At 64.7% G+C, this 21,627-nt stretch carries 24 protein-coding genes and 1 pseudogene; 12 read left to right on the forward strand and 13 right to left on the reverse strand.

Annotated features, from left to right (window positions below):
• Window positions 1-287: 287 nt before the first annotated feature.
• Complete coding sequence (locus J0X25_RS20990) at window positions 288-1,670, reverse strand: transposase (RefSeq protein ID WP_207289395.1); 1,383 nt, start codon at window positions 1,668-1,670, stop codon at window positions 288-290.
• Window positions 1,671-1,823: 153 nt separating this feature from the next.
• A complete protein-coding gene (locus J0X25_RS20995) occupies window positions 1,824-2,297 on the reverse strand; it encodes a hypothetical protein (protein ID WP_226776985.1) in 474 nt (157 codons plus the stop codon).
• A gap of 302 nt (window positions 2,298-2,599) precedes the next feature.
• Between J0X25_RS20995 and J0X25_RS21000 the strand changes: the two genes are divergently transcribed.
• From J0X25_RS21000 to J0X25_RS21030, 7 genes are all read left to right on the forward strand, one after another.
• The gene (locus J0X25_RS21000) at window positions 2,600-3,364 is read left to right on the forward strand and encodes an HNH endonuclease (RefSeq protein ID WP_207289397.1); all 765 of its coding nucleotides are present in this window, start codon (window positions 2,600-2,602) and stop codon (window positions 3,362-3,364) included.
• Window positions 3,361-3,720 carry a hypothetical protein gene (locus J0X25_RS21005; protein ID WP_207289398.1) on the forward strand — a complete coding sequence of 120 codons (360 nt, stop codon included), beginning with the start codon at window positions 3,361-3,363 and terminating at the stop codon, window positions 3,718-3,720. Before J0X25_RS21000 ends, J0X25_RS21005 begins: the two co-directional genes overlap by 4 nt.
• A gap of 242 nt (window positions 3,721-3,962) precedes the next feature.
• Window positions 3,963-4,535 carry a hypothetical protein gene (locus J0X25_RS21010; protein ID WP_207289399.1) on the forward strand — a complete coding sequence of 191 codons (573 nt, stop codon included), beginning with the start codon at window positions 3,963-3,965 and terminating at the stop codon, window positions 4,533-4,535.
• Between the two features lie 68 nt (window positions 4,536-4,603).
• Entirely contained in the window at window positions 4,604-4,834 is a 231-nt protein-coding gene (locus tag J0X25_RS21015) for an antitoxin VapB family protein (RefSeq protein ID WP_207289400.1), read from the forward strand.
• A complete protein-coding gene (locus tag J0X25_RS21020; RefSeq protein WP_207289401.1) occupies window positions 4,831-5,238 on the forward strand; it encodes a PIN domain-containing protein in 408 nt (135 codons plus the stop codon). The genes J0X25_RS21015 and J0X25_RS21020 overlap by 4 nt, the downstream gene beginning before the upstream one ends.
• A gap of 6 nt (window positions 5,239-5,244) precedes the next feature.
• Window positions 5,245-5,712, forward strand: a complete 468-nt coding sequence (locus J0X25_RS21025) for a hypothetical protein (RefSeq protein ID WP_207289402.1) — start codon at window positions 5,245-5,247, stop codon at window positions 5,710-5,712.
• A gap of 265 nt (window positions 5,713-5,977) precedes the next feature.
• Window positions 5,978-6,814, forward strand: coding sequence for a lipoate--protein ligase family protein (locus tag J0X25_RS21030; RefSeq protein WP_207289403.1), 837 nt, complete (start codon window positions 5,978-5,980; stop codon window positions 6,812-6,814).
• 153 nt (window positions 6,815-6,967) lie between these two features.
• Here J0X25_RS21030 and J0X25_RS21035 read toward each other — a convergent pair whose 3' ends face one another.
• The 3 genes from J0X25_RS21035 to J0X25_RS21045 all read right to left on the reverse strand — a co-directional run bounded on the left by J0X25_RS21035 (window position 6,968) and on the right by J0X25_RS21045 (window position 8,939).
• Complete coding sequence (locus J0X25_RS21035; protein WP_207289404.1) at window positions 6,968-7,243, reverse strand: hypothetical protein; 276 nt, start codon at window positions 7,241-7,243, stop codon at window positions 6,968-6,970.
• 111 nt (window positions 7,244-7,354) lie between these two features.
• Window positions 7,355-8,029: a class I SAM-dependent methyltransferase gene (locus tag J0X25_RS21040; protein ID WP_207289405.1), complete on the reverse strand. Its 675-nt coding sequence runs from the start codon at window positions 8,027-8,029 to the stop codon at window positions 7,355-7,357.
• 136 nt (window positions 8,030-8,165) lie between these two features.
• Window positions 8,166-8,939: an NAD(P)H-hydrate dehydratase gene (locus J0X25_RS21045; protein WP_207289406.1), complete on the reverse strand. Its 774-nt coding sequence runs from the start codon at window positions 8,937-8,939 to the stop codon at window positions 8,166-8,168.
• Window positions 8,940-9,303: 364 nt separating this feature from the next.
• On the opposite strand from J0X25_RS21045, the gene J0X25_RS21050 reads away from it, so the two are divergent.
• The gene (locus tag J0X25_RS21050) at window positions 9,304-9,933 is read left to right on the forward strand and encodes a phosphoribosyltransferase (protein WP_207289407.1); all 630 of its coding nucleotides are present in this window, start codon (window positions 9,304-9,306) and stop codon (window positions 9,931-9,933) included.
• 116 nt (window positions 9,934-10,049) lie between these two features.
• Here J0X25_RS21050 and gdhB read toward each other — a convergent pair whose 3' ends face one another.
• The 3 genes from gdhB to J0X25_RS21065 all read right to left on the reverse strand — a co-directional run bounded on the left by gdhB (window position 10,050) and on the right by J0X25_RS21065 (window position 14,571).
• Window positions 10,050-11,366 (reverse strand): glutamate dehydrogenase GdhB, encoded by a 1,317-nt coding sequence (gene gdhB / locus J0X25_RS21055; RefSeq protein ID WP_207289408.1) that lies wholly within the window; start codon window positions 11,364-11,366, stop codon window positions 10,050-10,052.
• A 10-nt stretch (window positions 11,367-11,376) separates the two neighbouring features.
• Window positions 11,377-11,517, reverse strand: coding sequence for a rubrerythrin-like domain-containing protein (locus J0X25_RS21060; protein ID WP_207289409.1), 141 nt, complete (start codon window positions 11,515-11,517; stop codon window positions 11,377-11,379).
• Window positions 11,518-11,607: 90 nt separating this feature from the next.
• Window positions 11,608-14,571 carry a bacterio-opsin activator domain-containing protein gene (locus J0X25_RS21065; RefSeq protein WP_207289410.1) on the reverse strand — a complete coding sequence of 988 codons (2,964 nt, stop codon included), beginning with the start codon at window positions 14,569-14,571 and terminating at the stop codon, window positions 11,608-11,610.
• Window positions 14,572-14,690: 119 nt separating this feature from the next.
• Between J0X25_RS21065 and J0X25_RS21070 the strand changes: the two are divergent.
• A pseudogene (locus J0X25_RS21070) lies at window positions 14,691-14,861 on the forward strand (ERCC4 domain-containing protein); the annotation flags it as partial.
• A 92-nt stretch (window positions 14,862-14,953) separates the two neighbouring features.
• Window positions 14,954-15,235 (forward strand): hypothetical protein, encoded by a 282-nt coding sequence (locus tag J0X25_RS21075; RefSeq protein WP_207289411.1) that lies wholly within the window; start codon window positions 14,954-14,956, stop codon window positions 15,233-15,235.
• A 35-nt stretch (window positions 15,236-15,270) separates the two neighbouring features.
• On the opposite strand, the gene J0X25_RS21080 is transcribed toward J0X25_RS21075, so the two are convergent.
• The 5 genes from J0X25_RS21080 to J0X25_RS21100 form a co-directional block, all read right to left on the reverse strand.
• Window positions 15,271-16,128, reverse strand: a complete 858-nt coding sequence (locus J0X25_RS21080) for a YihY/virulence factor BrkB family protein (RefSeq protein ID WP_207289412.1) — start codon at window positions 16,126-16,128, stop codon at window positions 15,271-15,273.
• A gap of 148 nt (window positions 16,129-16,276) precedes the next feature.
• Window positions 16,277-16,483 carry a DUF2196 domain-containing protein gene (locus J0X25_RS21085; protein ID WP_207289413.1) on the reverse strand — a complete coding sequence of 69 codons (207 nt, stop codon included), beginning with the start codon at window positions 16,481-16,483 and terminating at the stop codon, window positions 16,277-16,279.
• A 90-nt stretch (window positions 16,484-16,573) separates the two neighbouring features.
• Entirely contained in the window at window positions 16,574-16,999 is a 426-nt protein-coding gene (gene msrB / locus J0X25_RS21090; protein WP_207289414.1) for a peptide-methionine (R)-S-oxide reductase MsrB, read from the reverse strand.
• A 50-nt stretch (window positions 17,000-17,049) separates the two neighbouring features.
• Entirely contained in the window at window positions 17,050-17,211 is a 162-nt protein-coding gene (locus J0X25_RS21095; RefSeq protein WP_207289415.1) for a hypothetical protein, read from the reverse strand.
• A 181-nt stretch (window positions 17,212-17,392) separates the two neighbouring features.
• Window positions 17,393-17,971, reverse strand: coding sequence for an HTH domain-containing protein (locus tag J0X25_RS21100; RefSeq protein ID WP_207289416.1), 579 nt, complete (start codon window positions 17,969-17,971; stop codon window positions 17,393-17,395).
• A gap of 297 nt (window positions 17,972-18,268) precedes the next feature.
• Between J0X25_RS21100 and J0X25_RS21105 the strand changes: the two genes are divergently transcribed.
• Window positions 18,269-19,510: an ornithine cyclodeaminase, nickel-pincer nucleotide-dependent gene (locus tag J0X25_RS21105; RefSeq protein WP_207289417.1), complete on the forward strand. Its 1,242-nt coding sequence runs from the start codon at window positions 18,269-18,271 to the stop codon at window positions 19,508-19,510.
• A 195-nt stretch (window positions 19,511-19,705) separates the two neighbouring features.
• Window positions 19,706-21,343 carry a bacterio-opsin activator domain-containing protein gene (locus J0X25_RS21110; protein ID WP_207289418.1) on the forward strand — a complete coding sequence of 546 codons (1,638 nt, stop codon included), beginning with the start codon at window positions 19,706-19,708 and terminating at the stop codon, window positions 21,341-21,343.
• Window positions 21,344-21,627 lie beyond the last annotated feature (284 nt).

A 21,627-nucleotide genomic window follows, 5' to 3' on the forward strand; every position in this document is an offset into this window, starting at 1 on the left:
GTGGGGGCGGCGCACCCAGCGTCGGCGGACACGGCCCCGTGAATCGGTTACCGAGTCTGCTGTAAACCATCTCACGCTATATCAAATGGGAGAACACCTATCGGAGAAATGCCGATTCTAACCGTTAGCTCTCGGTTCGATACCAGCCACTCACCGTGAAAGAAGGTAGCCGATACTCGCCGGTCGGTCTATATGAGTGTTACGCGATAAGAACGGCGGAAAAGAAGGAAAGTTGCCGAGCGCTGCCGCTCAGGAGTGAGGCGGTTTTTCAGAAGAAACGTGGGGTGCTACGTCACCGGGCGGAGGTAGTTCGCCACGATCACCGCGAAGGTCTTCGCCTTCAGCTCGGGATCGTCCGCATACTCAATTCCCTTCCGCTTCTTCACAGTCCGATCGACGAGCATCCAGGTGTTGAACAACAGCGTCGCGTACAACATGTAGAAGAGCCGCGTATCGGCGTCTCCCGTCTTCGTGTACGCGAGGAACTCCTTCACCTTCTTGAACCCGGACTCGATGAGCCAGCGCCACGAATAGCCCCCGCGCTCGTCCTCGATGTCGTCGGCGTCGTTGCCGTTGACGAGTTCAAGCGCTCTCTCGGAGTCGAACCCAGCGCGATTCGTACAGAACGCAACGCGGTCGGTCACGGGGTCTTCGACCGTCTCGACGCCCCGCTTCGGCAGCGCAAATAGCGTGGTGTGGCCGTACGCTTTCTCGTCCTGCGAGTACTGGGCGTACTCCTGAAGGATGGTCACGTCATCGTCGTTGTCGTCCATCTTAGCGGTGAAGTCACCGCCACCGGGCTTCTCCTTGAGAACAGCTTTCTTCACGTCGTCGTTCTCGCGGATATTCATCACGTAGTCCATGTCGAAGACGTCCGCTGTCCGGAACTTGCCCGGGTACCGGAACCGATTGTAGACCGGCACCTGCGCGTACGCGGAGTCCATGTAGACTTCGTCCACGACGATGAGCTCCTGCGCGCGCTCGATGAACTCCGATACGTGTTCTTCGAGTTCGTCCTTCCGTTCGAGCGGCTTCACCGCGAACACCATCGGGCACGTGGGGTGTGCGATGCAGGCCGCAGCGAACTCCCACGCGTAGCAGAAGTCGTCGCCCGACTTCGTCCCGTGGACGTACCGGACGACGTCCGGGATGGACTCGGCGATCTCGACTAACTCAGGATCATCGAAGTCGGCGTTCCGAATCTTCTCAGAGTCCCTCCCGACGAGCGGTTGCAAATCCCATTTCTCGATCGCTTTGTACGTCTCGTTGCGTTTCGCCTTGCTCCACTCGTCGTCTTCGGGGTTACTGATTGACTCGAAGGTGACGCGCTTCCCGAACGCATCGGACTCCCACGTGGTGGTGTCGATGGCGATCGGGAGCGCCTGGTCGTAGAGGTCGAGTTTCGAGGCCGCGTTGAACTGGCTCTCGATCGCCTCGTCGAACATCTCCAGCATCTGCGCGGGAGAGAGACTCTGGATGTGGTCAAAGTACGTCCGCCCGGACGGCGGCGCTTCGTCGCTGCACTTCGACCACTCGAACGTCTCTCCACCGCCGTAGACGCTCGAACTGGTAAGCGCGCAGTGTGCGAGTACCTCGAAGAAGAGGTTCTTCCGGTGGCTCTTGTTGTCCCCGCGCTCGAACGAATAGTTCGGGAGGATGTGGCACATCATCTCGTTCACAATGCGCCGAATCTCCTCCTTCGAGAGCCCTTCCTCCTCGTCTTCGGAGGGAACGCTCAGTTCTGTGGTCTCGATGAACGTCTCGTTCTCGCGCGCCCACTCGTGGACGTACTCGACGGTCTCTCCGATGTAGTCGCGTACGTCTTAGTTGAACCGGTCGTTCCAGCACTCGTTAACCGTGGTCTGAAACGGCGTACGAACCTCCAGCGAGTTCTTCTTGAAGTCGAATCCAAGATCAAGCGCTGTGTTCGGGTTCTCGTCGAGGAAGTCAGCGATGTGCGAGCGGTGAGCGAACCCGCGGAGTTCGGCGAACAGGAACGTCCGCAGCATCACCTGAAAGTCGTAGACCTGCGGGTGATCGTTCCAATAGGGGTCGTCGAACTCCTGGTAGAGCCGAGTCTGGGAGATCGCGTCGAGGAGTGACTCGCCGTCCTCCAGGTGCGACGTGATCTGATTGGCGACGCCGAACGGGTCTGACGGGACTCCGTAGGATTCTGTCGTGTAGACGTGATGAATATCGGGGCCGTCGATCTGCGTCTCCGTGTAGCTGAACTTGCAGCTATCGACGTCGATGTCGTCCAAGAGGGCAGTCGTCAGCTCTGCGGCAGTCGCGGGCACTCACTAGGACGCCCACACATACAGGTGGCATAAAGATTGCCGATAACTGATAAGTGGTTAGAGCACTGGCTTATGTCTATTTGTCCAAAAGACTAATAGACACTATGACGTACTGACTATCGGTGTGAAAACCAGAATGGCTAACGGACAACGATCCATCGGGACGCACATGCGACCGAATATTCAGATCAGCCACCAGCTAAATGGACGCGTGAAAGACTATGCCGCAGCGAACGACCTTGATCTCGATGAGGCGTACCGACGTGTGATTGAGACCGGATTAGACGAACTGGAGGAAAACGATGGCTGACTATTCCAAAACGGTATGTAGAGACTGTGGAACAGAGGTCGTGAAAAGCACCTCTGAACGAGGGAAACAACGTGGATACAAGTTCTGCCCGGAGTGTAAGAAGACACTTCGATCGAGTGACGACCTGGAAGTTAAGCGATTGAAGTGTACATGTTGTGAGGAGTCGCTTGACCAATCGGAAGAAGGGAAAAAAGAGCGGAAAGAATTGAGGCGGTCTATCGCCGAAGAAATCAAAGAGAACGGATTCGATCCTGAAGATGATGGACTCGATACGAGACATATAGAGGTGGCCCATCGGACTTCACCAGGACTCTGCAAGAACTGTTTAGATTCGGGTTGTGATGAGTCTGAAATATGCTGGTACCGCCGATCTGTCACCGATCCAAGTGAGTGTGAAGAACACTCGTTCTTTGACCGGAGAGTGGTGGCCGCTGAATCAATGGGAATTGAATGCCGATGGTGTGGATACGTCACTTCTGGTGGCCCAAAGTCCTCGGACTACGGGCCAGACTGGGGCGAAGCACGATTTGAAGCACTTCAAAGAGATGGCTTCTGCTGCCAGAAATGCGGCATGACCCAGAAAGAACACCGGGCAGAATATGAGACTGGACTCCACGTTCATCACATTGAACCCTACCGTAAGTTCGATGATGACGAGAAGGCGCATAAACTGGACAATCTCGTGACCGTCTGTGAATCGTGCCATAAGGATCTGGAGCCCTTATCCAATGCTGAGCAACAGGAGATCATTGCATGACTCAGGACGACGCTAAGGAACGGTGTAGGATTGCACGGATGTTAGCTAAAGGGCACATCAACCCCGCGTATGTTGGTGACCTTAACTCGCTGGACGTTGATTTAGTAGCTGAATCCAATGCACCTACCGACATAGAATACCAATACTTTGCGTTGCTGGGGCCGTTGAACAAAGAACATGAGACGGAGTACATGACTGTCGGTGACATCCTTCTCGAAAAGAAACCAGGCGGCCAGGTGATCGTAAAGCGGAATAGAAAGCGTATCGGAGAAATCACGGCCCAAGGACTACACGAGGCCGCAGATCTTGGCGACGATCTCCTCTCAGAATTGTGGGCAGAAGAGCAGGAGAAATAGGTAGAACAGAAATATGAGTCCTTACGATTGGTTCACCGAAAGTGGGAGTGATCGGGAACGGGATCTGTCTGGGCCAGTAACTGGACAGTGTCCATGGCGCGGATGTAATCATAGTTTCATAGAGGTCTCGACAAAACAAGCAGGGGAACACTTCAACAACCACCTCGGGTTTCAATCCCCACCCGAAATAATTGGTTCGTCTGTTGTTTGGTTAATGAGATACCGGGAAATGGATTCGGAGAATGAACAAAGATAAACGCCTTACAGAGAACGAAGCACGGGAGTTTTTGAAATTACTGGATAGAGTCGAAGATGACTTGGATGACGCGTTCACAGACGCCTCCGAAGAAGTATTCGGAGATGGTGACCCTGACGATTCTTTTGAGGAAAAGTGGAACGCACCGGTAGGCCAGGTATATACCGAACATACGCGCGGCAGACTCCGAACTTTCGTGAAACACGTTTATCTCCAAGAAGAGGAGCCAGTGAACGATTCTGAGGAGATAGAAGACCAAGAGAACGAATATCTCGGAAAGGCGGTGCTTCAGCCACCCCTCGATGATGAAGAAATAGAGGAAATTGATGACGAGAAGCTTCGGGCATTGGCGTGGGATCTGGATGCGATCGCCACCGCGTATAATTACGCCACTGATCCAACCATCCCTGATTTAGCCCGCGACGATATTGGGACATGGGTAGACCCTAAAACCGAGATGAGATTGACCCAGGCTCGAAGCTTGCTCAAGGAAGCGTATGATCGGCTTCACGGTAGTATCGGCGACGAGCTAGAGCAGTACAAGACCGAAGAGCCTTGACGAACTGGGCCAGTTGCGCTGACCACCCCAATCTTAATCCTCGTAGAGCGTCAACGCTGTCAACAAGGATGTCACATCAGATCCGTCTCGAAGATGACGTATACGAACGCATCAAGGCGAACAAACGTGATAACGAGTCGTTCAGCGACGCCGTGGATCGACTCATCGGTGGGCGGTCACTCCGCGATCTCCGCGACGTCTTCGACGACAACCAGGTGAGCGAGATGCGAGAAGCAATCGAGGCCGCTGATCAGGCGGATCGTGATGAAGTCCGCGAAGTTGCAGAGCGCTTCGAATGATCGTCGATACAAGCTTCGTTCTGGATGTCATCGACGACGTCGAACCCGCCGTCGAGAAAGAACAGGAACTCGAAGTAGAGAACGTTCCGCTGGTAATCCCCTCAATGACCGTTCTGGAGCTCTATATCGGCGTCGGGAAGGTAGCGAACACCGTCGAAGAACGTCAGAAGGTAGAAGCCGTACTCGATTCCTACCCAGTAATAGATATGACTCCGAGTATCTCCCGCCGCGCTGGGCGGCTGCTCGGTGAGCGAATGGCCGATGCGGATGAAGGAGAGGGGCCTGGTATCGGGAAAGGAGATGCAGCAATCGCAGCAACTGCTCTGGAGCGTGATGAGCCTGTTCTCGCTGGTGACGGACACTTCGGAAACATCCCCGGTGTCACCCACGAAACGTACCGGTAAGGAATTGTGACAACGTACGTCCTTCTTCTTCCATCCAATGGAACGACCTTTCGTAGCCGCGAACAACGCTTCGCGTCTGAACTCTGCGACCAGCTGCTCTACCTCACACCGGACGGCCTCGACGAGGAGTCGGTCGGAAATCTCGAAGCGATCACGCCGACCGAGTTGGCGAACGCGGTGTACGGTAGCGCCCGCGATATCGACTGGACGGACGACGACGACCTCTACGTCCTCGCCTATCCGCGGCTGCTTGATCTCGAAACAACGAACACGTTCCGTCGGTCGCTTCGAGTCGTCTTCGAACGGGTAGACCCGGACGAACACTTTCCGTACGACCACCTGGACGACGTCGGGAAGCGGGCGGCGTGGCTCACCGACTCGATCGAGGCGGGGGAGATCGTCCCGCCCGGCGGGGTTCGTCGGCAGAGTGTCGATGGTGTCGAGGAAGGGCAGACCGACCTCTTTTCCTTCTAGGAATCTGGTAGCTCCGGACGTCGTGGTGTCCTCAGTCTGAACGGCTCGCAGTCGAGTCGCCCCCTCAGTGTGAGTGTAAAACCGTGTAGAACCTGCGGTTAGAACCTACAAATCTCCATTAGGTGGGAGAAGGTGTACGAGCGAGGGCGTTCGGCGGTCGATTCACTCCGGCCGCCGGTTCGACCGAAATTCGGACGGAATTCGGACGGAATCGGCGACGACGGGCCGTCGCAATCACTAACTCGGTCGCCGGTGACCAGCCGGTATGAGCGAACTCGCCGATCGGAAGTGGCGGCTGATCCGGGACGACCCCCGCGAGGGGGCCGTGCAGATGGCCGTCGAAGAGATCGCGGCGCGGACGGCCCTCGAGGACGACCTGCGGACCGTTCGGGTCTACTCGTGGGAACCGAGTACGCTGTCGCTGGGGTACCGTCAAGACGCCGAGACGGTCGACTGGGAGTACTGCGAGCGCGAGGGGGTCGGTGTGACGCGTCGTCAGACCGGCGGCGGCGGGATCTACCACGACCGCCACGCCGACATCTCCTATACGATCGTCGCGCCGGCCGACGAGGTGCCCGGCGACCTGATGGACTGTTACGCGCTGTTCTGCGAGCCGATCCTCGAGGGACTCCGGCGGATGGGCGTCGACGCGGACTTCGCCGGCGTCGAGCAGTCGTCGATCTACCAGCCCTCCTGCTATCTGCGGGACATCAACCCGGCCCACGACGTCGTCGCACCGGCGTCGGCGGGCGCGGACGCCCGGAAAATCAGCGGCAACGCCCAGTACCGCCAGCGCGACGTCGTCATCCAACACGGCTCGATCAGTTACGACCTCGAACCCGAGCGCCACGTCGGCGTCTTCGAGACCGACGTCGGCCCGGAGACGTTCGCCGATCGCGTGACGAGCATCCGCGAGGAGACCGGCATCGACCGCTCGGAGGCCGTCGAGACGCTCGCGACGGCGCTCGGGGAGTGGTGCGACGCGGCGGACGCGTCGTGGCGCGACGACGAACTCGAGGCGGCCCGGGACCTCGCCGACCGGAAGTTCGGCGCGGACGCGTGGATCCGGAACCGAGAGGTGCTGGAAGCCGACGGCGGGTGACCCCGGGAAACCGAGCGGGCACGCGGAGAGAATCGACAGCCAGACGAAGCGAACTACCGGGCAGAAAGAGCGGATGGGAACGGACGGGAACGGACGGATCGGTTCTCGCCGTCACGGGGTATCGTGACCCCGCGATTCGACTCGACCGCGGCCCTAGGCGATGGCCTTCCAGCTCCAGCCACCGAGGATGATCACCACGAGGGCCATGACGAAGAAGACGCCCCACTGTGCGCCTGCGGTTTCCGCGAAGGGGGCGAGGACGTCGACGAGACCCGTCGCCTGCATCGCCCCGATCATGAGCACCACCAGCGCCAGAATCGAGACGACCCCGATCGCGATCCCGTTACGGGCCATCCACTTCCCCTCCGACTCGGCCTCCTCCTTGGACGTCGTGGGTTTCTCCGTCGGCTCTCGATCCGGTTCGGACATAGTCGCGTCTATCACGGACGCGCGGGAAACGGTTCCACCTGCAGACTCCGGGGTTCCTCGATTAGCCGACCGAGACGCCGTCGCGGCGGACTCGAGCCCGGAGTTCGGAACTCAGCCCACGACGCCGTCGTTGCGGCGCCGCAGCGTCCCGCGGACGATCGGCGTCGCGGGAAAGACGCCGGCCTCGAGCGACTCGATTTCCTCGACGGCGAGCGCCTCGTGGCCGACGAAGCGCCCGACCGTGTCGCGGGTGAGGTGACAGCCGCCCGCCGCGCGCTGCCAGATCGGATCGAGCAGTTCCTGCCCTCGTCCGCGCCAACCGTCGGCGCCGACGTGCTCGAGGAAGCGGAACTCGCCGCCCGGCTTCAGCACGCGGACGACCTCCTCGAGGGCCGCGTCGGGATCCTGGACGGTACAGAAGACGACGCCGGCGAGGACGACGTCGAAGCTGTCGTCGGGGTACGGAAGCGACTCCGCGCGGGCGTCCCGGAGGTCCACCGCGAGTCCCGTCTCGCGAGCGGCCTCGGCCGCCCGCCTGCGCATGTGCGGGTCAGGTTCGATGGCGTGGTACTCGAGGTCGTCGCTCGCGCCGTCGACGACGAACGGGAACATGTCGCCGGTGCCACAGCCCAGTTCAAGCACCCGGCCCGAGAGGTCGCGCACGAGATACCCGCGCTGGGCCTCGAGTGCTTCGGGTTCCGGACACAGATCGTAGATCGCAGCGAAGACGGGGTGGGAGATTTCGTCCGCCGTCGTCGCCGCGGGTGGGGAGCGCTGTTCGGACATCTCGTTCGAACTGATGACGCGCCGAGCAGTAATGGTTTCCCGTCCAGTCGGAACCCGTACGGAACGCGCCCGATCCGCAGCGGCTTCCAAACGGACCGCGCCCGATCCGCAGCGGCTTCGAGCGGACGCCCTCGACTCAGCGGATCGTGTCCGGAATCCGCTCGATCACGTCGGTCGCGACGACGCCCGGCCCGCGCTCGGCGGTCGCCAGCTCGCCGCTCTTGCCGAGGATCCACGCGCCCAGTTCGGCCGCCTCGTGCCGGTCCATTCCCTGGCCGAGCAGCGAGGCGACGATCCCGACCAACGTGTCGCCGGTCCCGGCGGCGGTCATCGCCGACGTCCCCGTCTCGTTTTCGAGTCGTTCGCCGCCGGCGACGATCTCGTCGACGTCGCCGGTCAGGGTGACGACGGCGCCCGTCTCCTCCGTGAACGTCGCGAGCGAGCCGTACTCGTCGCGGATCGGACCGACCTCCGTATCGCTGGGCGTGAGCACGGCGTTCGAGAGGTCGGCGTCGAGCGACGGCTCGAGCGCGAGGGCGTCGACGACCATCGGGACGTCGATCGTGTCGATCGCCTCGCAGACGGCCTCGGGATCGGCGTCGACGAGTCCGGGGCCGATTACGAGCGCGTCTGCCCACTCGCTCATCTCGCGGGTGCGTTCGACCGCGCTCTCCTCGAACTGCTCGCCCGCGTAGCGGTCGACCAGCAGGTTCGGGTCCTGCCCCGCGACGATCTCGTAGATCGGATCGGGGACGAACGTCCGGACGTGGTCGGAGCCGGTCCGCAGCGCCGCGCGGCCGACGAGCACGGGCTGATTAGGGTACTCGATCGCGCCGGCGACGATCCCGATCCGGCCGTTGTCGATCTCTTCCTCGGAGATGTTCGAGAGCGTTCGCTGCAGTCGTCCCATACCGCACATCCAGAAACCGGGACGGGTAGCCGTTTGGCAGGCGTGTTCCGGTCGTTTTCGGATCTCAATTCGACTCGGAAACGCTCGGTGAAACGATTAACTCGAGCGTTCTGCTGCTACTGGCAACGGTGATCTCCACACCCTTCCCAACCGATTCGCTCGCTCCCGCTCACGGCTACGCCGTTCGCGTCCGCGGCGCGTAGCGCCGCGCTCTCGCTCGCTCATCCCTCGCGCAACCTCGGCGACGCGCTCTCGTCGATACTCGAGCGCGTCGCCAGCGCGCGCCACCGCAAACGGTTGCGCAGCGGTCGGTTCCATCGTCTGCCACGACAAGCCATAGTACGTGGCCGTCGTAGCTCGCTGTATGTTCGACGACAGAACCGACGCCGGCGAACGACTCGCCGCTGACCTCGAGTCCCGCGGTCTCGAGGCCGATATCGTCCTCGGAATCCCCCGCGGCGCGCTCCCCGTCGCGCGGCCGGTCGCGGACGCGCTGGATGCGGACCTCGACGTCGTGGTCGCCCGGAAGATGGGCGCGCCGGAGAACCCCGAACTGGCGCTCGGGGCGGTCGCCAGCGACGGCAGCGTCTGGTACAACGAGGACCTGATCGATCGCCTGGGCGTGTCTGAGACGTACCTCGAGGAGAGCAGGGACGACGAAGCGGAAAACGCCGCGGCGAAGGCCGACCGATACCGCGATCGGCCGGGCCTGCCGGACCTCGAGGGGAAGCGGGTGGTCGTCGTCGACGACGGCGTCGCGACCGGCGCGACCGCGACTGCCTGTCTCCGACAGGTGCGGGAGGCCGGCGCCGAGTACGTCGCGCTGGCGGTTCCCGTCGGGTCGCCGCGGGGCGTCGACGACCTCGAGAGCGAGGCCGACGCGGTGATCGCCCTCGAGACCCCCGAGTCGTTCCGCGCAGTAGGTCAGTTCTACTGCAAGTTCGGGCAGGTGAGCGACGCGAAGGCGATCGCGTATCTCGACCGGAACGCATAGTACGTCCGTACGATCGACTGGAACGTGTAATACGTCCTCACGACCGGTGAAGCGGGACCGAAAACGGAGAGCCGCGCGGTCCGCGACCCGTAGCCGCGGTCAACTCGAGGCCGCGGTCAGGGCCACAACCCGCGCGCGTCGTGGGCCTCGGCGACCCGTGACAGCGCGACGACGTAGGCGGCGTCGCGCCAGGAGAGATCGCGCCGCTCGACCTCGTCGCGCACGGCCGACCAGGCCTCGGTCATCTCGGCCTCGAGTTCCTCGTGAACGCGCTCGAGGCTCCACGTCCGGCGGTTGATATCCTGGAGCCACTCGAAGTAGCTGACCGTCACGCCGCCCGCGTTGGCCAGAATGTCGGGGACGACGTGCACGCCACGCTCGTCGAGGATCGTGTCGGCGGCGAACGTCGTCGGGCCGTTCGCGCCCTCGACGACGATGTCCGCCGCCACGTCGTCGGCGTTGTCCGCGGTGATGACGTTGCCGACGGCGGCCGGGACGAGGACGTCGACGTCGAGTTCGAGCAGTTCTGCGTTCGTGATTCGAGCGACGTCGCTCGCCTCCGCCGCGTAGCTGGTGACCGCCTCCGGTTCCTCGTCGTGGGAGGGGATCGCATCGACGTCGATCCCGTCGGGGTCGTGGATCGCGCCGTTGACGTCGCTGACGGCGACCACGGTCGCACCCCACTCCTCGAGCAGGCGGGCCGCGTTGGCGCCGACGCTGCCGAAGCCCTGCACGGCGACGGTGGTGTCCTCGAGCGGGTAGCCGTAGTAGTCGCAGGTCTCGCGCGTGACGATCGCGACGCTGCGGCCGGGCGCCTCCTCGCGGCCGTAACTGCCGCCGACGACGGGCGGTTTGCCGGTGACGACGCCGGGGATGGTCTCGCCTTCCTGCATGCTGTAGGCGTCCATCAGCCAGGCCATCGTCGCCGGATCCGTTCCCATATCGGGAGCGGGGATGTCCTTCGTCGGGCCGATCGCGCCGCGGATCTCCTGCGTGAACCGGCGGGTGAGTCGCTCTTTCTCGTCGCCGGTCAACGACTTGGGGTCGACGACGACGCCGCCCTTCGCGCCGCCGAAGGGGAGGTCCATCACCGCGCACTTCCAGGTCATCCACATCGAGAGGCCGACGCACTCGTCGCGAGTGACCTCGGGGTGGTACCGGAGCCCGCCCTTGTACGGGCCGCGGACGCTGTCGTGCTGGGCGCGGTAGCCGGTGAAGACCTCGACCGAGCCGTCCTCGCGCTCGAGGGGGACGCTCACCTCGTGAACTTTGGTCGGGTGTTTGAGTCGCTCGAGCACGGCCTCGTCGATCTCGAGATGGGCAGTCGCCCGCTCGAGTTGTCGGCGAGCGGTTTCGAGCGCCGTCTCGGGTTCGGTCGCGTCGACCGATCGCTGCGGCGTAGCGGACGCTGACGACTGCTGGTTCGACGCCATGGCGACTCGATCACTCGATCGGTGTCTGCCGATTGCGCATGTCGGCGCCGCAGTCAGGACAGGATTCGGGTGCCGCCGCGCGGACGACGGTTCCGCAGTCGAAGCACTCGTAGGTCGATTCCTCGTCGGGGTTGAGGGAGATGTCTTTCATGGGAGTCGCGCCGTTGCATTCAGGAATAATAGGGATATTAGGATAGGCATATTCGTTGGATAGCTAACCCCGTCCGTTCGAGAGGGTTCACTATTCAACACTGCCCTCGATATTTGCCGGAACGCCGATCTCCTCGAACAGGATCGTGAACAGTTTCCGCTGGACGGTCCGGACGTGACGATAGAACGCCGCCGCGGAGATGCCGAGCGTCTCGGCGACCGCTTCGCCCGAACGTTCACGGGGCGACTTGAAGTAGCCCCCGTAGTACGCCACCTGCACGACCTCGAGTTGGCGGTCCGTGAGTCGCTCGAGCAGTTCCGACCGGAGGTCGCGGGCGCTCGTCCGCTCGACGGTTCGTTTGGCGTGAAGATCGACGTCCGAGAACGCGTTCGAGACGATGTCGATGCTCCCCCGCGCGTCGACGGTGCGCGGAACGTCGACGACGACGCGCGACCCCTCCGGCGTCGCCTCCACGCTCCGCAATACGACGCCGTGATCCGCGAGTTGGAGCGCCAAAAACGGCGGTGAGAGCTCGAGAAGGACCGTCCCGCTGGCGTTACTCGACCCGTTACTGGCGGTTTCGTCGCCGTCGGTCCCGTTAGCCTCGGTTCCGTCGCCGTCGCTCCTGTCGTCGCTGATCACCCGAGCGTCGTCGACCGCGACGAGATCGGCGGCCGCGTCCGCGACGGCAGTGGGTGAGGCGCCGTCGACGGTCGCGAACACGGCGGCCCCGTCCTCGTGTAGCCGAACGCCGCCGTCGAACGACAGGGCGCAGTCGGCCCGCCGGGCGAGCCGGGAGAACACGAAGCCGTCGTCGCGGACGTCGAACTCGAGGCGGGTCCGAGAGTCGGTCAGCAGCGCCTGTTTGCGCTCGGCGGCGGCGATGGCGGAGGCGATGGTCTCGCCGAGTTCCGCGAGCACGGTCCGCGTCACCTCGTCGAACGCGTCGGGGCGATCGGCGTAGACGGTCAACACGCCGTAGGTGAACTCGTCGTAGGCGAGCGGGACGCCGGCGACGGACTGGTACTCCCGGGAGAGGGCCTCCGAGCGCCACGGTTCGTCGCGAAGTCTGTCGACGACGTTCGAGACGACCGTCACCTCGCGGTCGGCCGCGGTGCGGGCCGCCGGCTCGGTCGCGTCCGCGAGCGAGAGCGAGACGCTGTCGAGGTACTCCTGACCGCGCCCCGTTCCACCGAGTGTTGTCGGCTCGAGGTGCTCGCCCGCGGGGTCGGTCGTCCCGATCCAGGCGAACGAGAACCGATCGGCCGACGTGAGTCGTTCGCAGACGGCTCGCTCGATCTCCTCGCGGGTTTCGGCCCGCACCAGCGCCGCGTCGATCTCGCGAATGATCTCGTTGACCTGATTGAGCCGGGTGAGCTGCTGATTCTGCCGTTTGAGTTCGCGATCGCGCTCGCGGAGGGTTCGCTCGCGCTCGACCCGATCGAGCGCCGCCTCCGCCGTCGCCCCGAGCAGATCGGTTACTTCGCGATCCACGTCGTCGAAGGCGTCGGTTTCGGACGCCCCGACGAGCAAGACGCCGTGATCGCCGAGCGGCACGAACCCCGCGCTCCTGACGTCCGTCGTCGGATCGGCCAGCGCGTCCGCGTCGGAGACGTCCGCGAAGAACCGGGACTCGCCCTCGACGAAGACCCGGCCCGAGATACTGTCGCCGGTGGCGCGTCGCTGCGAGAGCGGACCGTTCAGGCGATTCAGTCCCGGAGACGCGGCGGCCGGGCGGAGGACGTTCTCGTCGGTATCGAACAGGTAGACGCCGCTCCCCTCGCAGTCGAGGATCTCGGTAGCGTCGCCGACGACGATGTCGGCGATCTCGCGCTCGGTTTCGGCGTAGAGCAGTTCCCGCGTCGTCCGGTGGAGCGCCGTCAGCGCCACCTCCCGGCGTTTTCGTTTCGTCACGTCACGGCAACTGTAGAGGAGCGTTCCGTCCTGAATCGAGACCTCGCGGACGTTGACCAGCAGCGTGTGTTCACGGCCCGCCCTGTCCGTCGCCGTGCACTCGATGTTCGTCAGGACGCCCTCGTCCTCGAGGTCCTCGCGGTCGAAGAGGTCGGGCCCGAGCAGTTCCTCGATCGAGCCCATCTCGTGGATCTCGTCGTCGTCGTAGCCGAAGATGAAGTGGACGTTCGGGCAGACGTAGGTGAACTCGCCCGCATCGTTCGTGATGAGGACGGTGTCGGTCATGTTGTTGAGCGTCACCCGGTGGAGCTCCTCCGACTCGCGGAGCTCTCGCTCGAGTTCGACTCGCTCCGTGACGTCGCTCGCCTGCGCGAGCAGCGAGACGACGGTCCCCGACTCGTCGCGGATCGGTCGGAACGTCACCTCGAGGGTTCGCGGCACCTCGCCGCTCGCGTCCCCGCCGCCGAGCCGAATCTCCCGATCGACGACCGTCCCGTTCGCCGCCCGATCGATCGCACGCCGGAGCGTCGTCGGTCCCGCCTCGGCGTACTCCCACCACGGCGACTCGGCGAACGACTCGCCGCGAACGTCGCGCTCGCTCGCGTCGATCGCCTCGAGCGCGGTCTCGTTGGCCCGACGAAGGTGCCCGTCGAGATCCAGCACCCACGCGTACGCCTCCGGATCGTCAAACACCGCGCCGAACTGGCGCGCGCTCGCACGACACTGCCGTCGGTCGCGACCCCGTTCGATCGCTCGCTCGAGGGTCGCCTCGAGGGCCGCGTCCGGCCGATCGGCGGGGACGTACTCCGAGACGCCCGCCGCGATGGCCTCGCTGGCGAGCGCTTCGTCGCCGTCGCGGGCGACGAGGACGACCGGCAGGTCGGGGTCGCGCTCGCGGAGCAGTTCGATCAGCTCGAGTCCGGTTCCGTTCGGCAGGTGCTGGGCGGTCACCACGCAGTCGACGGCCCGTCGGTCCAGCGCCTCGAGGGCCTCGCTCGCGCTCGAAACCGTCTCGACGGCGCCGGCGCCGTCTTCGGTCGCCGCTCGATTTTCGACCCAGTTCGAGAGCGGCCCCGCGTGTTCGGCGTCGGACCCGACGGCGAGAACCTGCGCGCCGTCGGAGATCCCTTCGGAAACCATTCGTCGCGTATACGGACGCGAGCCGATAGAACCCATCGGTTCGTTTCGGCTCGTGGAATCTCCCTGCCGCGTCTCGCGGGACACCTCGTTCGGCCCGGGTCGACGACGAACCGACGAGCATGCGCGTCGCCGTCACCGTCGACGATCGGGAGCCAGCGGGCCTCCTCGCGGCCGTCCGCGACCATCCGGACGTGACCGAGGTCGTCGTCGATCGACTGCCCACGGGCGATCTCGCGATCGATTCGGTCGGCTTCGAGCGCAAGACCCTGCGAGACTACGTCGACAGCGCGTGTACGGCTGCATCGAGGGGATCCGCGAGACCCGCGCGCGGACGATCTACGCCGCGTTTCGCGACGACGGACGCTGACGGGTGTGATAGCGAGTGTCCCGTCGGATTCGCGACGGTTCAGACTCAGGCAGGCGCCTTATCCCGTCCGACTGGATACGGGCTGACGCGACGATCGAGTTTGCTCTCCGCTTCCTGATACTGGCTGGTGGCGCGACCGCGATCGCCGTCGGCGTCGTCCTCCTGAGCAGCGGCGTCGTCGACGTCGAACTCGGTGAGCAGTTCGGTTCCGGCGTCGTCACGGGCCTCTCGCTCCTGGTCCTCTCTCTGGGTATCGCCGCCTGGTACGAACTGCAGGAGAGTCGCTCGGGCCCGTAACGCCGTCGAGCGTCTGAATCCACGCCGCCGAGCGCCTAGTCGGAGTGATCCGTCGACCACACCGATCGCATCGGGACCCACCCATCTTCGGGATCGACGTGGCCCGCGAGGACGGCGTTGAGAACCGCGCCGAGCAGGAGACAGAGCCCGCCCAGGTACACCCACGTCAGGATCAACAGGACCGCGCCGGCGATCCCGAACAGGGCGACGCTCTCCGAGGCCGTGACGTAGATTCGGAAGCCGACGGCCAGGACGGTCCAGGAGACGGCGGCGAACGCCGTTCCCGGCAGCACCTCGGCGACCGAGACGTCGGGCTGGGGAAACCAGTAGTACATCGGGAAGAAGACCACGAGCAACAGCGCCGCGAGCAGGACGGTGTTGAGACCCGCCGACCAGACCCCGCCGACGACCGTCGAGAGGCTGATCCCGACCACGCTGACCAGTGCGACGCCGACCGCGACCGTGGCCGTCACGAGGGCCGTGTTGAGCGCCGTGACGAGCGCGATCGTCGTCACCGTACTCACGTACGACTCCTCCTTTCGAGCACCGTAGACGTCCGTAAACGCGCTGTTGACCGCCTGAAACAGCCGGACCGCGCTCCAGAGGAGGATCGCAACCGCGAACACCGCCGCCCGCCTTCGGGCACTGGTTCCGACGCCCCCCTCGAGGCCGCCGTCGGTCACCGCCTCGTCGAGCCCCGCCGCGCGCTCGAAGGTCGCGATCAACGGTTCGAACGAGTCGGTGAACGAGACGGCGACGAGCGCGAGGATCGCCAGCGGGACGAGCGTGTTGAACGCGTGGTAGGCCAGTCCCGCCGATTTGACGCTGAGCTGGCGCTCTCGGGCGACCGCGGCGACGTCGCGGACGAAAGCGAGGCGACTCGAGTCGGCCATAGTCGGGCGACAACGGCACGGCTGAAATCGATTCCGTCGAGACGCAATGCGTGACGACGGCCGTAGGGGACGACTCGAGACGATGGCCGGAGAGAACGACTCGAGACGAAGCGGGACTCGAGGAGCGGGCCGGGTGAATCGACGCGCGCTATTCGTCGTGGACGACCGACTGCACGTGGCCGACGACGCCGTTTTTCAGTTCGACCTCAGGTCCCTCGGGTTCGTCGCCGTAGACCGTCGCGACCTCGCCGACGATCGGTTCCGCGTCCGTCGACTGGACGTCCTGATCGCCCTGTACGACCTCGACGGTGACTCCCTGTCGCAGTTCCTCGGCGGTCGGTCGTTCGTTGGACATGCCCGGTGGTCCGGCGGTCGCGTCGAAAAGGGTAGTGCCTGCACTCGTCTCATACCGCGCCGAGACCGAATCGGGGGGACGGGCGCGGTCCTACTCCTCGTCGAACTCGAGGGCCACCGAGTTGATGCAGTACCGTTTCTCGGTGGGCTCGGGGCCGTCCTCGAAGACGTGGCCGAGGTGGCCGCCGCAGTTGCCACAGAGGACTTCGGTGCGTCGCATCCCGTGGCTGGTGTCGGTGCGCGTCTCGACGCGGCCGTCGTCGACGTCGTAGAAACTCGGCCAGCCGCAGCCGGATTCGAACTTCGTCTCCGAGTCGAACAGTTCGGCGCCGCAGCCGGCGCAGACGTAGCTGCCGTCTTCCTTGTGGTCGACGTACTCGCCGCTGAACGGCGGTTCGGTGCCGGCTTCCCGCAGGATGCGGTACTCCTCCTCGCTCAGTTCGGATCGCCACTCGGCGTCGCTCGCGGGGAGGTCGTCGTCCGCCCCGCGCTCGTGCGCGTTCGGTTCGTGTCCCATACCTCCGTCTAGGCGCGTGACGCCCAAGAGTCTGTCTGCGCTCGAGCGACCTACCGACTCGTGATCACGTCTGTGCTCTCGCAGTCGGGACACTGGGTCATGCGACCCAGTTTCGGAACGTCGATCCGACGCCACGCGTCGTCGCCACCGGGCGCTTCGAAGCCGCAGTTTCGACACTGTGACGGGCCGATCGCGTGTGGTTCACTCGCCATGCGTCGTCGTATGTCACTGAATAGCATAGGTGTTATTCACGCTGATCCTGACTGTCCCCATCCCCGATCGATCGACGGCAGAAAATTGGTCCGGCGATCGCGTCCCCACCCGGAACGGCGACCGAACGCGCAGCACCCGCGGCGATCGCGGTCGCGGCGATAGCGGTCGGAACTGGAACGATTAGTCGGACCGAAACGCCGGCAGGTCCACGTGATCCCGGCCGTAGTTCGTCCGTTCGGACGAGCGGTCGGTCATCACCTCCTCCGTCCGGCGCGGCCCGTCCATCGGGCGGTGTGGCTCCGCGTCGTCGGCCAGCGCATCGAACCGGTCGAAGACGTCGATCGTTCGATCGCCGTCGCGACAGGGTGCGACGTGAAGGAGGTCGTCGTTCTCGTCGAACTCGGCGACCGCGATCGTCGGCAGTCGCCAGACGTCGCGCGATTCGCCCGTGATCGACGATTCGACGTGCGCGTTCCGGAAGAACGGCTCGAGGCGGCGATCCGTGCGAGCCGCCCACGTCTCGAACGCCTCGAGCCGCCGTTCGATCCGCTGAAGCTGTGGAATCCGAACCGCGCGGTCGACGCCCTCGACCTCGACTTCCTTCCCCCAGACGCCGACCTCGACCGACTCGATCGACGCGGTCGACGCGAGTTCGTCGAGTCGGTCGAGGGCGCGTTCCTGGGTCGGACCGGCGCTCGAGGGGGCGAACGATCGGATCCACAGTTCGACTGTCGCGGGTGTAGGGGTGGGGTTCGACACGGTTGCTCTCCGGTGAGGCCGTCTACGGAACTGTACTAAAGTGTTGGCAGAACCGTCATTTCCCCTGAAATATCGGCGGACGGCGCCTGTGGCGAATTCGCGAGCGTCGAGGGCCGTCGGCGGCGGGTTGAGATCGGCGGTCGGTGACGGTACTGAGGGGCGGCGATCGGTGACGGTGCGAAGGAGCGGCGATTACCGACGGCGGCTTCGGAGACCGAGGTGGCGCGCCGAGGCGTTCCCGGTCCAGTCGATCCGAGACGCACACATTCACGGTCCCCGGCCGCCAACGCTGCACCGATGACCGTTTCGCGAACCGTCGAACTCGAGGGACACATCATCGACTCGGGGACGATGGGCAACTGTTTCGGGGCCGTGATGGACATGGGCGGCGAGTTCGAGGTCGAGGAGTTCGAGGTCGGCCGCCACAAGCACGCGGAGACGTACTGCCGGATGCGGGTGATGGCGGAGACCGAAGCGGACCTGCGGGCCATCCTCCACGAACTCAACCAGCAGGGGGCGACCGTCGCCGACCCGCGGGACGCGACGCTCCACGAGGCGCCGGAGGACGGGGTCGTCCCCGTCGACTTCTACTCGACGACGAACCACCCCACCTTCGTCCGCGTCGACGGCGAGTGGATCGAGGTGGAGGACGCCGAGATGGACTGCGCGCTCGTCGTGGAACGAGGAGAGCCGGAGGACGGCGAGCGTCCGCGCGTCCAGACGAAGGTCCTCAACGCCGTCGAGGAGGGAGACCTCATCGTTACGGGCGAAAGCGGCATCCGGGTCGAACCGCCGGAACGCCCCCGCAACGGCGGCGGTTCCTTCGGCTTCATGCAGGGCGGCGTCTCCAGCGAGCGTCCCTCCGCGTCGCTGATCGAGGAGATCGCCGACGAGATGCGCGAGGTTCGGGAAACCGACGGCAACGTCCTCGTCGTCTGCGGCCCGGCGATCGTCCACTCCGGCGGCCGCGACGCGCTCGCGGACCTGGTCCGCGAGGGGTACGTCGACGCGCTGTCGGCCGGCAACGGCTTCGCCGTCCACGACTTAGAGCGGGACCTGTACGGCACCTCGCTCGGCGTCGACACGGAGAAACTCGAGCACCCGCGGAAGGGGCACAAACACCACATCTACACGATCAGCGAGATCGCCCGCCTCGGCGGGATCGAGGAGGCCGTCGACGAGGGCGTCGTCGACGAGGGCGTGATGTACGAGTGCGTCAGCAACGACGTTCCCTACGTCCTCGCGGGATCGATCCGCGACGACGGGCCGCTGCCGGACACGATCACCGATTCGATCGAGGCCCAGAACGCGATCCGCGAGCAGGCCCAGGAGGCCGACATCGTGCTCATGCTCGCGACGCTGCTGCACTCCGTCGCCGTCGGTAACTGTCTCCCCTCGACGACCAAGACCGTCTGCGTCGACATCAATCCCGCCACCGTCACCCAGTTGCTCGACCGGGGTAGCGCGCAGGCTATCGGAATGGTCACCGACATCGGGACGTTCATCCCGATGCTCGCCGAGGAACTGCTCGAGGAGTGAACACCCGAACTCCCCGGTTGTCCGCCCGAAGCGTCCGTTTTTTCCGCCGTGTGCCAGAGAGGCTGGGGCCGCGATAACCCAGCGTGGACGCGACATCCCCGACACGCGACGCCCCGTCCATCGCGCTGCGGTAGCGACGTCCTCGACACGCGTCGCCCGGTTTCGTTATGGGGTTCTGGCGCGAAGTAGCGCCCGATGGGCACCGGGAACGACCTCGCAGCGGCGACCCTCGAGACGCTCCCGATCACCGTCGCGGTCATCGACGGTGACGGCGAGATCCTGTCGACGAACCGAGCGTGGCGGGAGTTCGGCCCGGACGACGCCGCCGACCACGTCGGCGTCGACTACCTCGCGACGGCGGACGTCGACGACGAACACGCCAGACGGGCCGTCGAGGGGCTCGAGGCCGTCGTCGAGGGCGAGCGCGAGACGTTCGCGATGGAGTACCCGTGCCACTCGCCCGACGAGAAGCGGTGGTTCCTGATGCGGGCCAACCGGTTCACCGTCGACGGCGCGGTCCGCGTCTCGATCCTCCACCTCGAGATCACCGAGCGGAAGCTGGCCGAAATCGCGGTCGAGGAGACCGCCGCGGAGCTCCGCGAGGAGCACGAGGCGCTCGAGCACGTCCTCGATCGCATCGACGGCCTGCTGCGCGAGGTCACCGACGCCGCCGTCGGCGCGGCCACGCGCGAGGAGATCGAGCGGCGGGTCTGCGAGACGCTCGTCGGGACGGACCCCTACGTGCTCGCCTGGATCGGCCGCCTCGACGCCACGAACCGTCGGCTCTCACCCCGCGAGTGGGCCGCCGACGGCGACGCCGCCCTCGAGGACGACGAACTCGTCCTCGGCACGGACGAGACCCACCCCGCGGTCCGGGCGCTCGCGGACGGCGGGGTACAGGTGATACAAGACCTCGAGGCGTTCGACGACGCGGAGCGCTGGTGGCCGGCGGGAGCCGGCGACTCGTTCCGATCGGTCGCCGCCGTGCCGCTGACCTACGGCGACGTCACGTACGGCGTCCTCACCCTGTTCGCGACGGACGCGGACGTCTTCGGCGAGCGGGAACTGCTCGTCCTCGACTCGCTGGCCGGGACGATCGCGACCGCGATGAACGCCCTCGAGGCTCGCCGGATGCTCACGACCGACAGCGTCGTCGAACTCGAGATCACCGTCGAGGACCCGTCGCAGTTCGTCGCGGCGCTGGCAGTCGCGCTCGAGACGGCACTCAGCTATCGCGGCCTGACCTACGCGGAGGACGGGACGCCGCTGGCGTTCTTCCAGGCCGACCGGGCCGTCGAGGCCGTCCCTCCGGCGGCGGAAATCGACGGTGTCTCCGACGTCACGGTGCTCTCCACGTACGACGACAGCGCCCTTCTCGAGGTCGCGATCGACGACGCCGTCGTGACGGGACTGTCCGAACACGGGGCCGCGATCCGTCGGTTCGATGCGGCGACTGCGGGAAACGAATCCGCGCAGACTGCCGCCCGCGAGGTGGGCGTCGATCTCACCGTCGACCTTCCGACCGCCCAGTCCGCGCGCTCGGTCTACGATCTGCTCGATCGGACGTACGACGGCGTCGAACTGGTCAGCTACCACGAGACGGATCAGCCGCCCCAGACCCCACAGGACGTCGTGGCTCGACTCGAGTCCTCGCTGACCGATCGGCAGCTCACGGCGCTGCGGAAGGCCTACTTCGCCGACTACTTCGAGTGGCCGCGCAACGTCTCCGGCGACGACCTCGCCCAATCGATGGACATCTCCCGGTCGACGTTCCACCAGCACCTCCGGGCCGCCCAGCGGAAACTCCTCGACGAACTGTTCGATAGCGCGTAATGGTTCGAAAATCAGCGGTGCTGATTTTCGTCATCACGAGAGACGGTACCGCCGTCTCTCGAACGACTTCGTTCCGCGGACCGTGCGAGCGGGCGGGCTGCGAGGCGGTTTCACCGCCTCGAACGAGACGGACGCGGAGCAAAGCTCCGCGAGCAGCCGAACGGGCAAAGGCCATGAGACGACGGCGTCGCCGTCTCGCGGCCCGCGAGCAGACGCAGGCCCGACTAGTAAGGGGTAGCTATTTTATAAGCAACTGTCGTACGGAATACATCCCTCAGCTGTCA

Origin of the sequence: Haloterrigena alkaliphila, from assembly GCF_017352155.2 — an archaeon.
Classification (GTDB): domain Archaea; phylum Halobacteriota; class Halobacteria; order Halobacteriales; family Natrialbaceae; genus Haloterrigena; species Haloterrigena alkaliphila.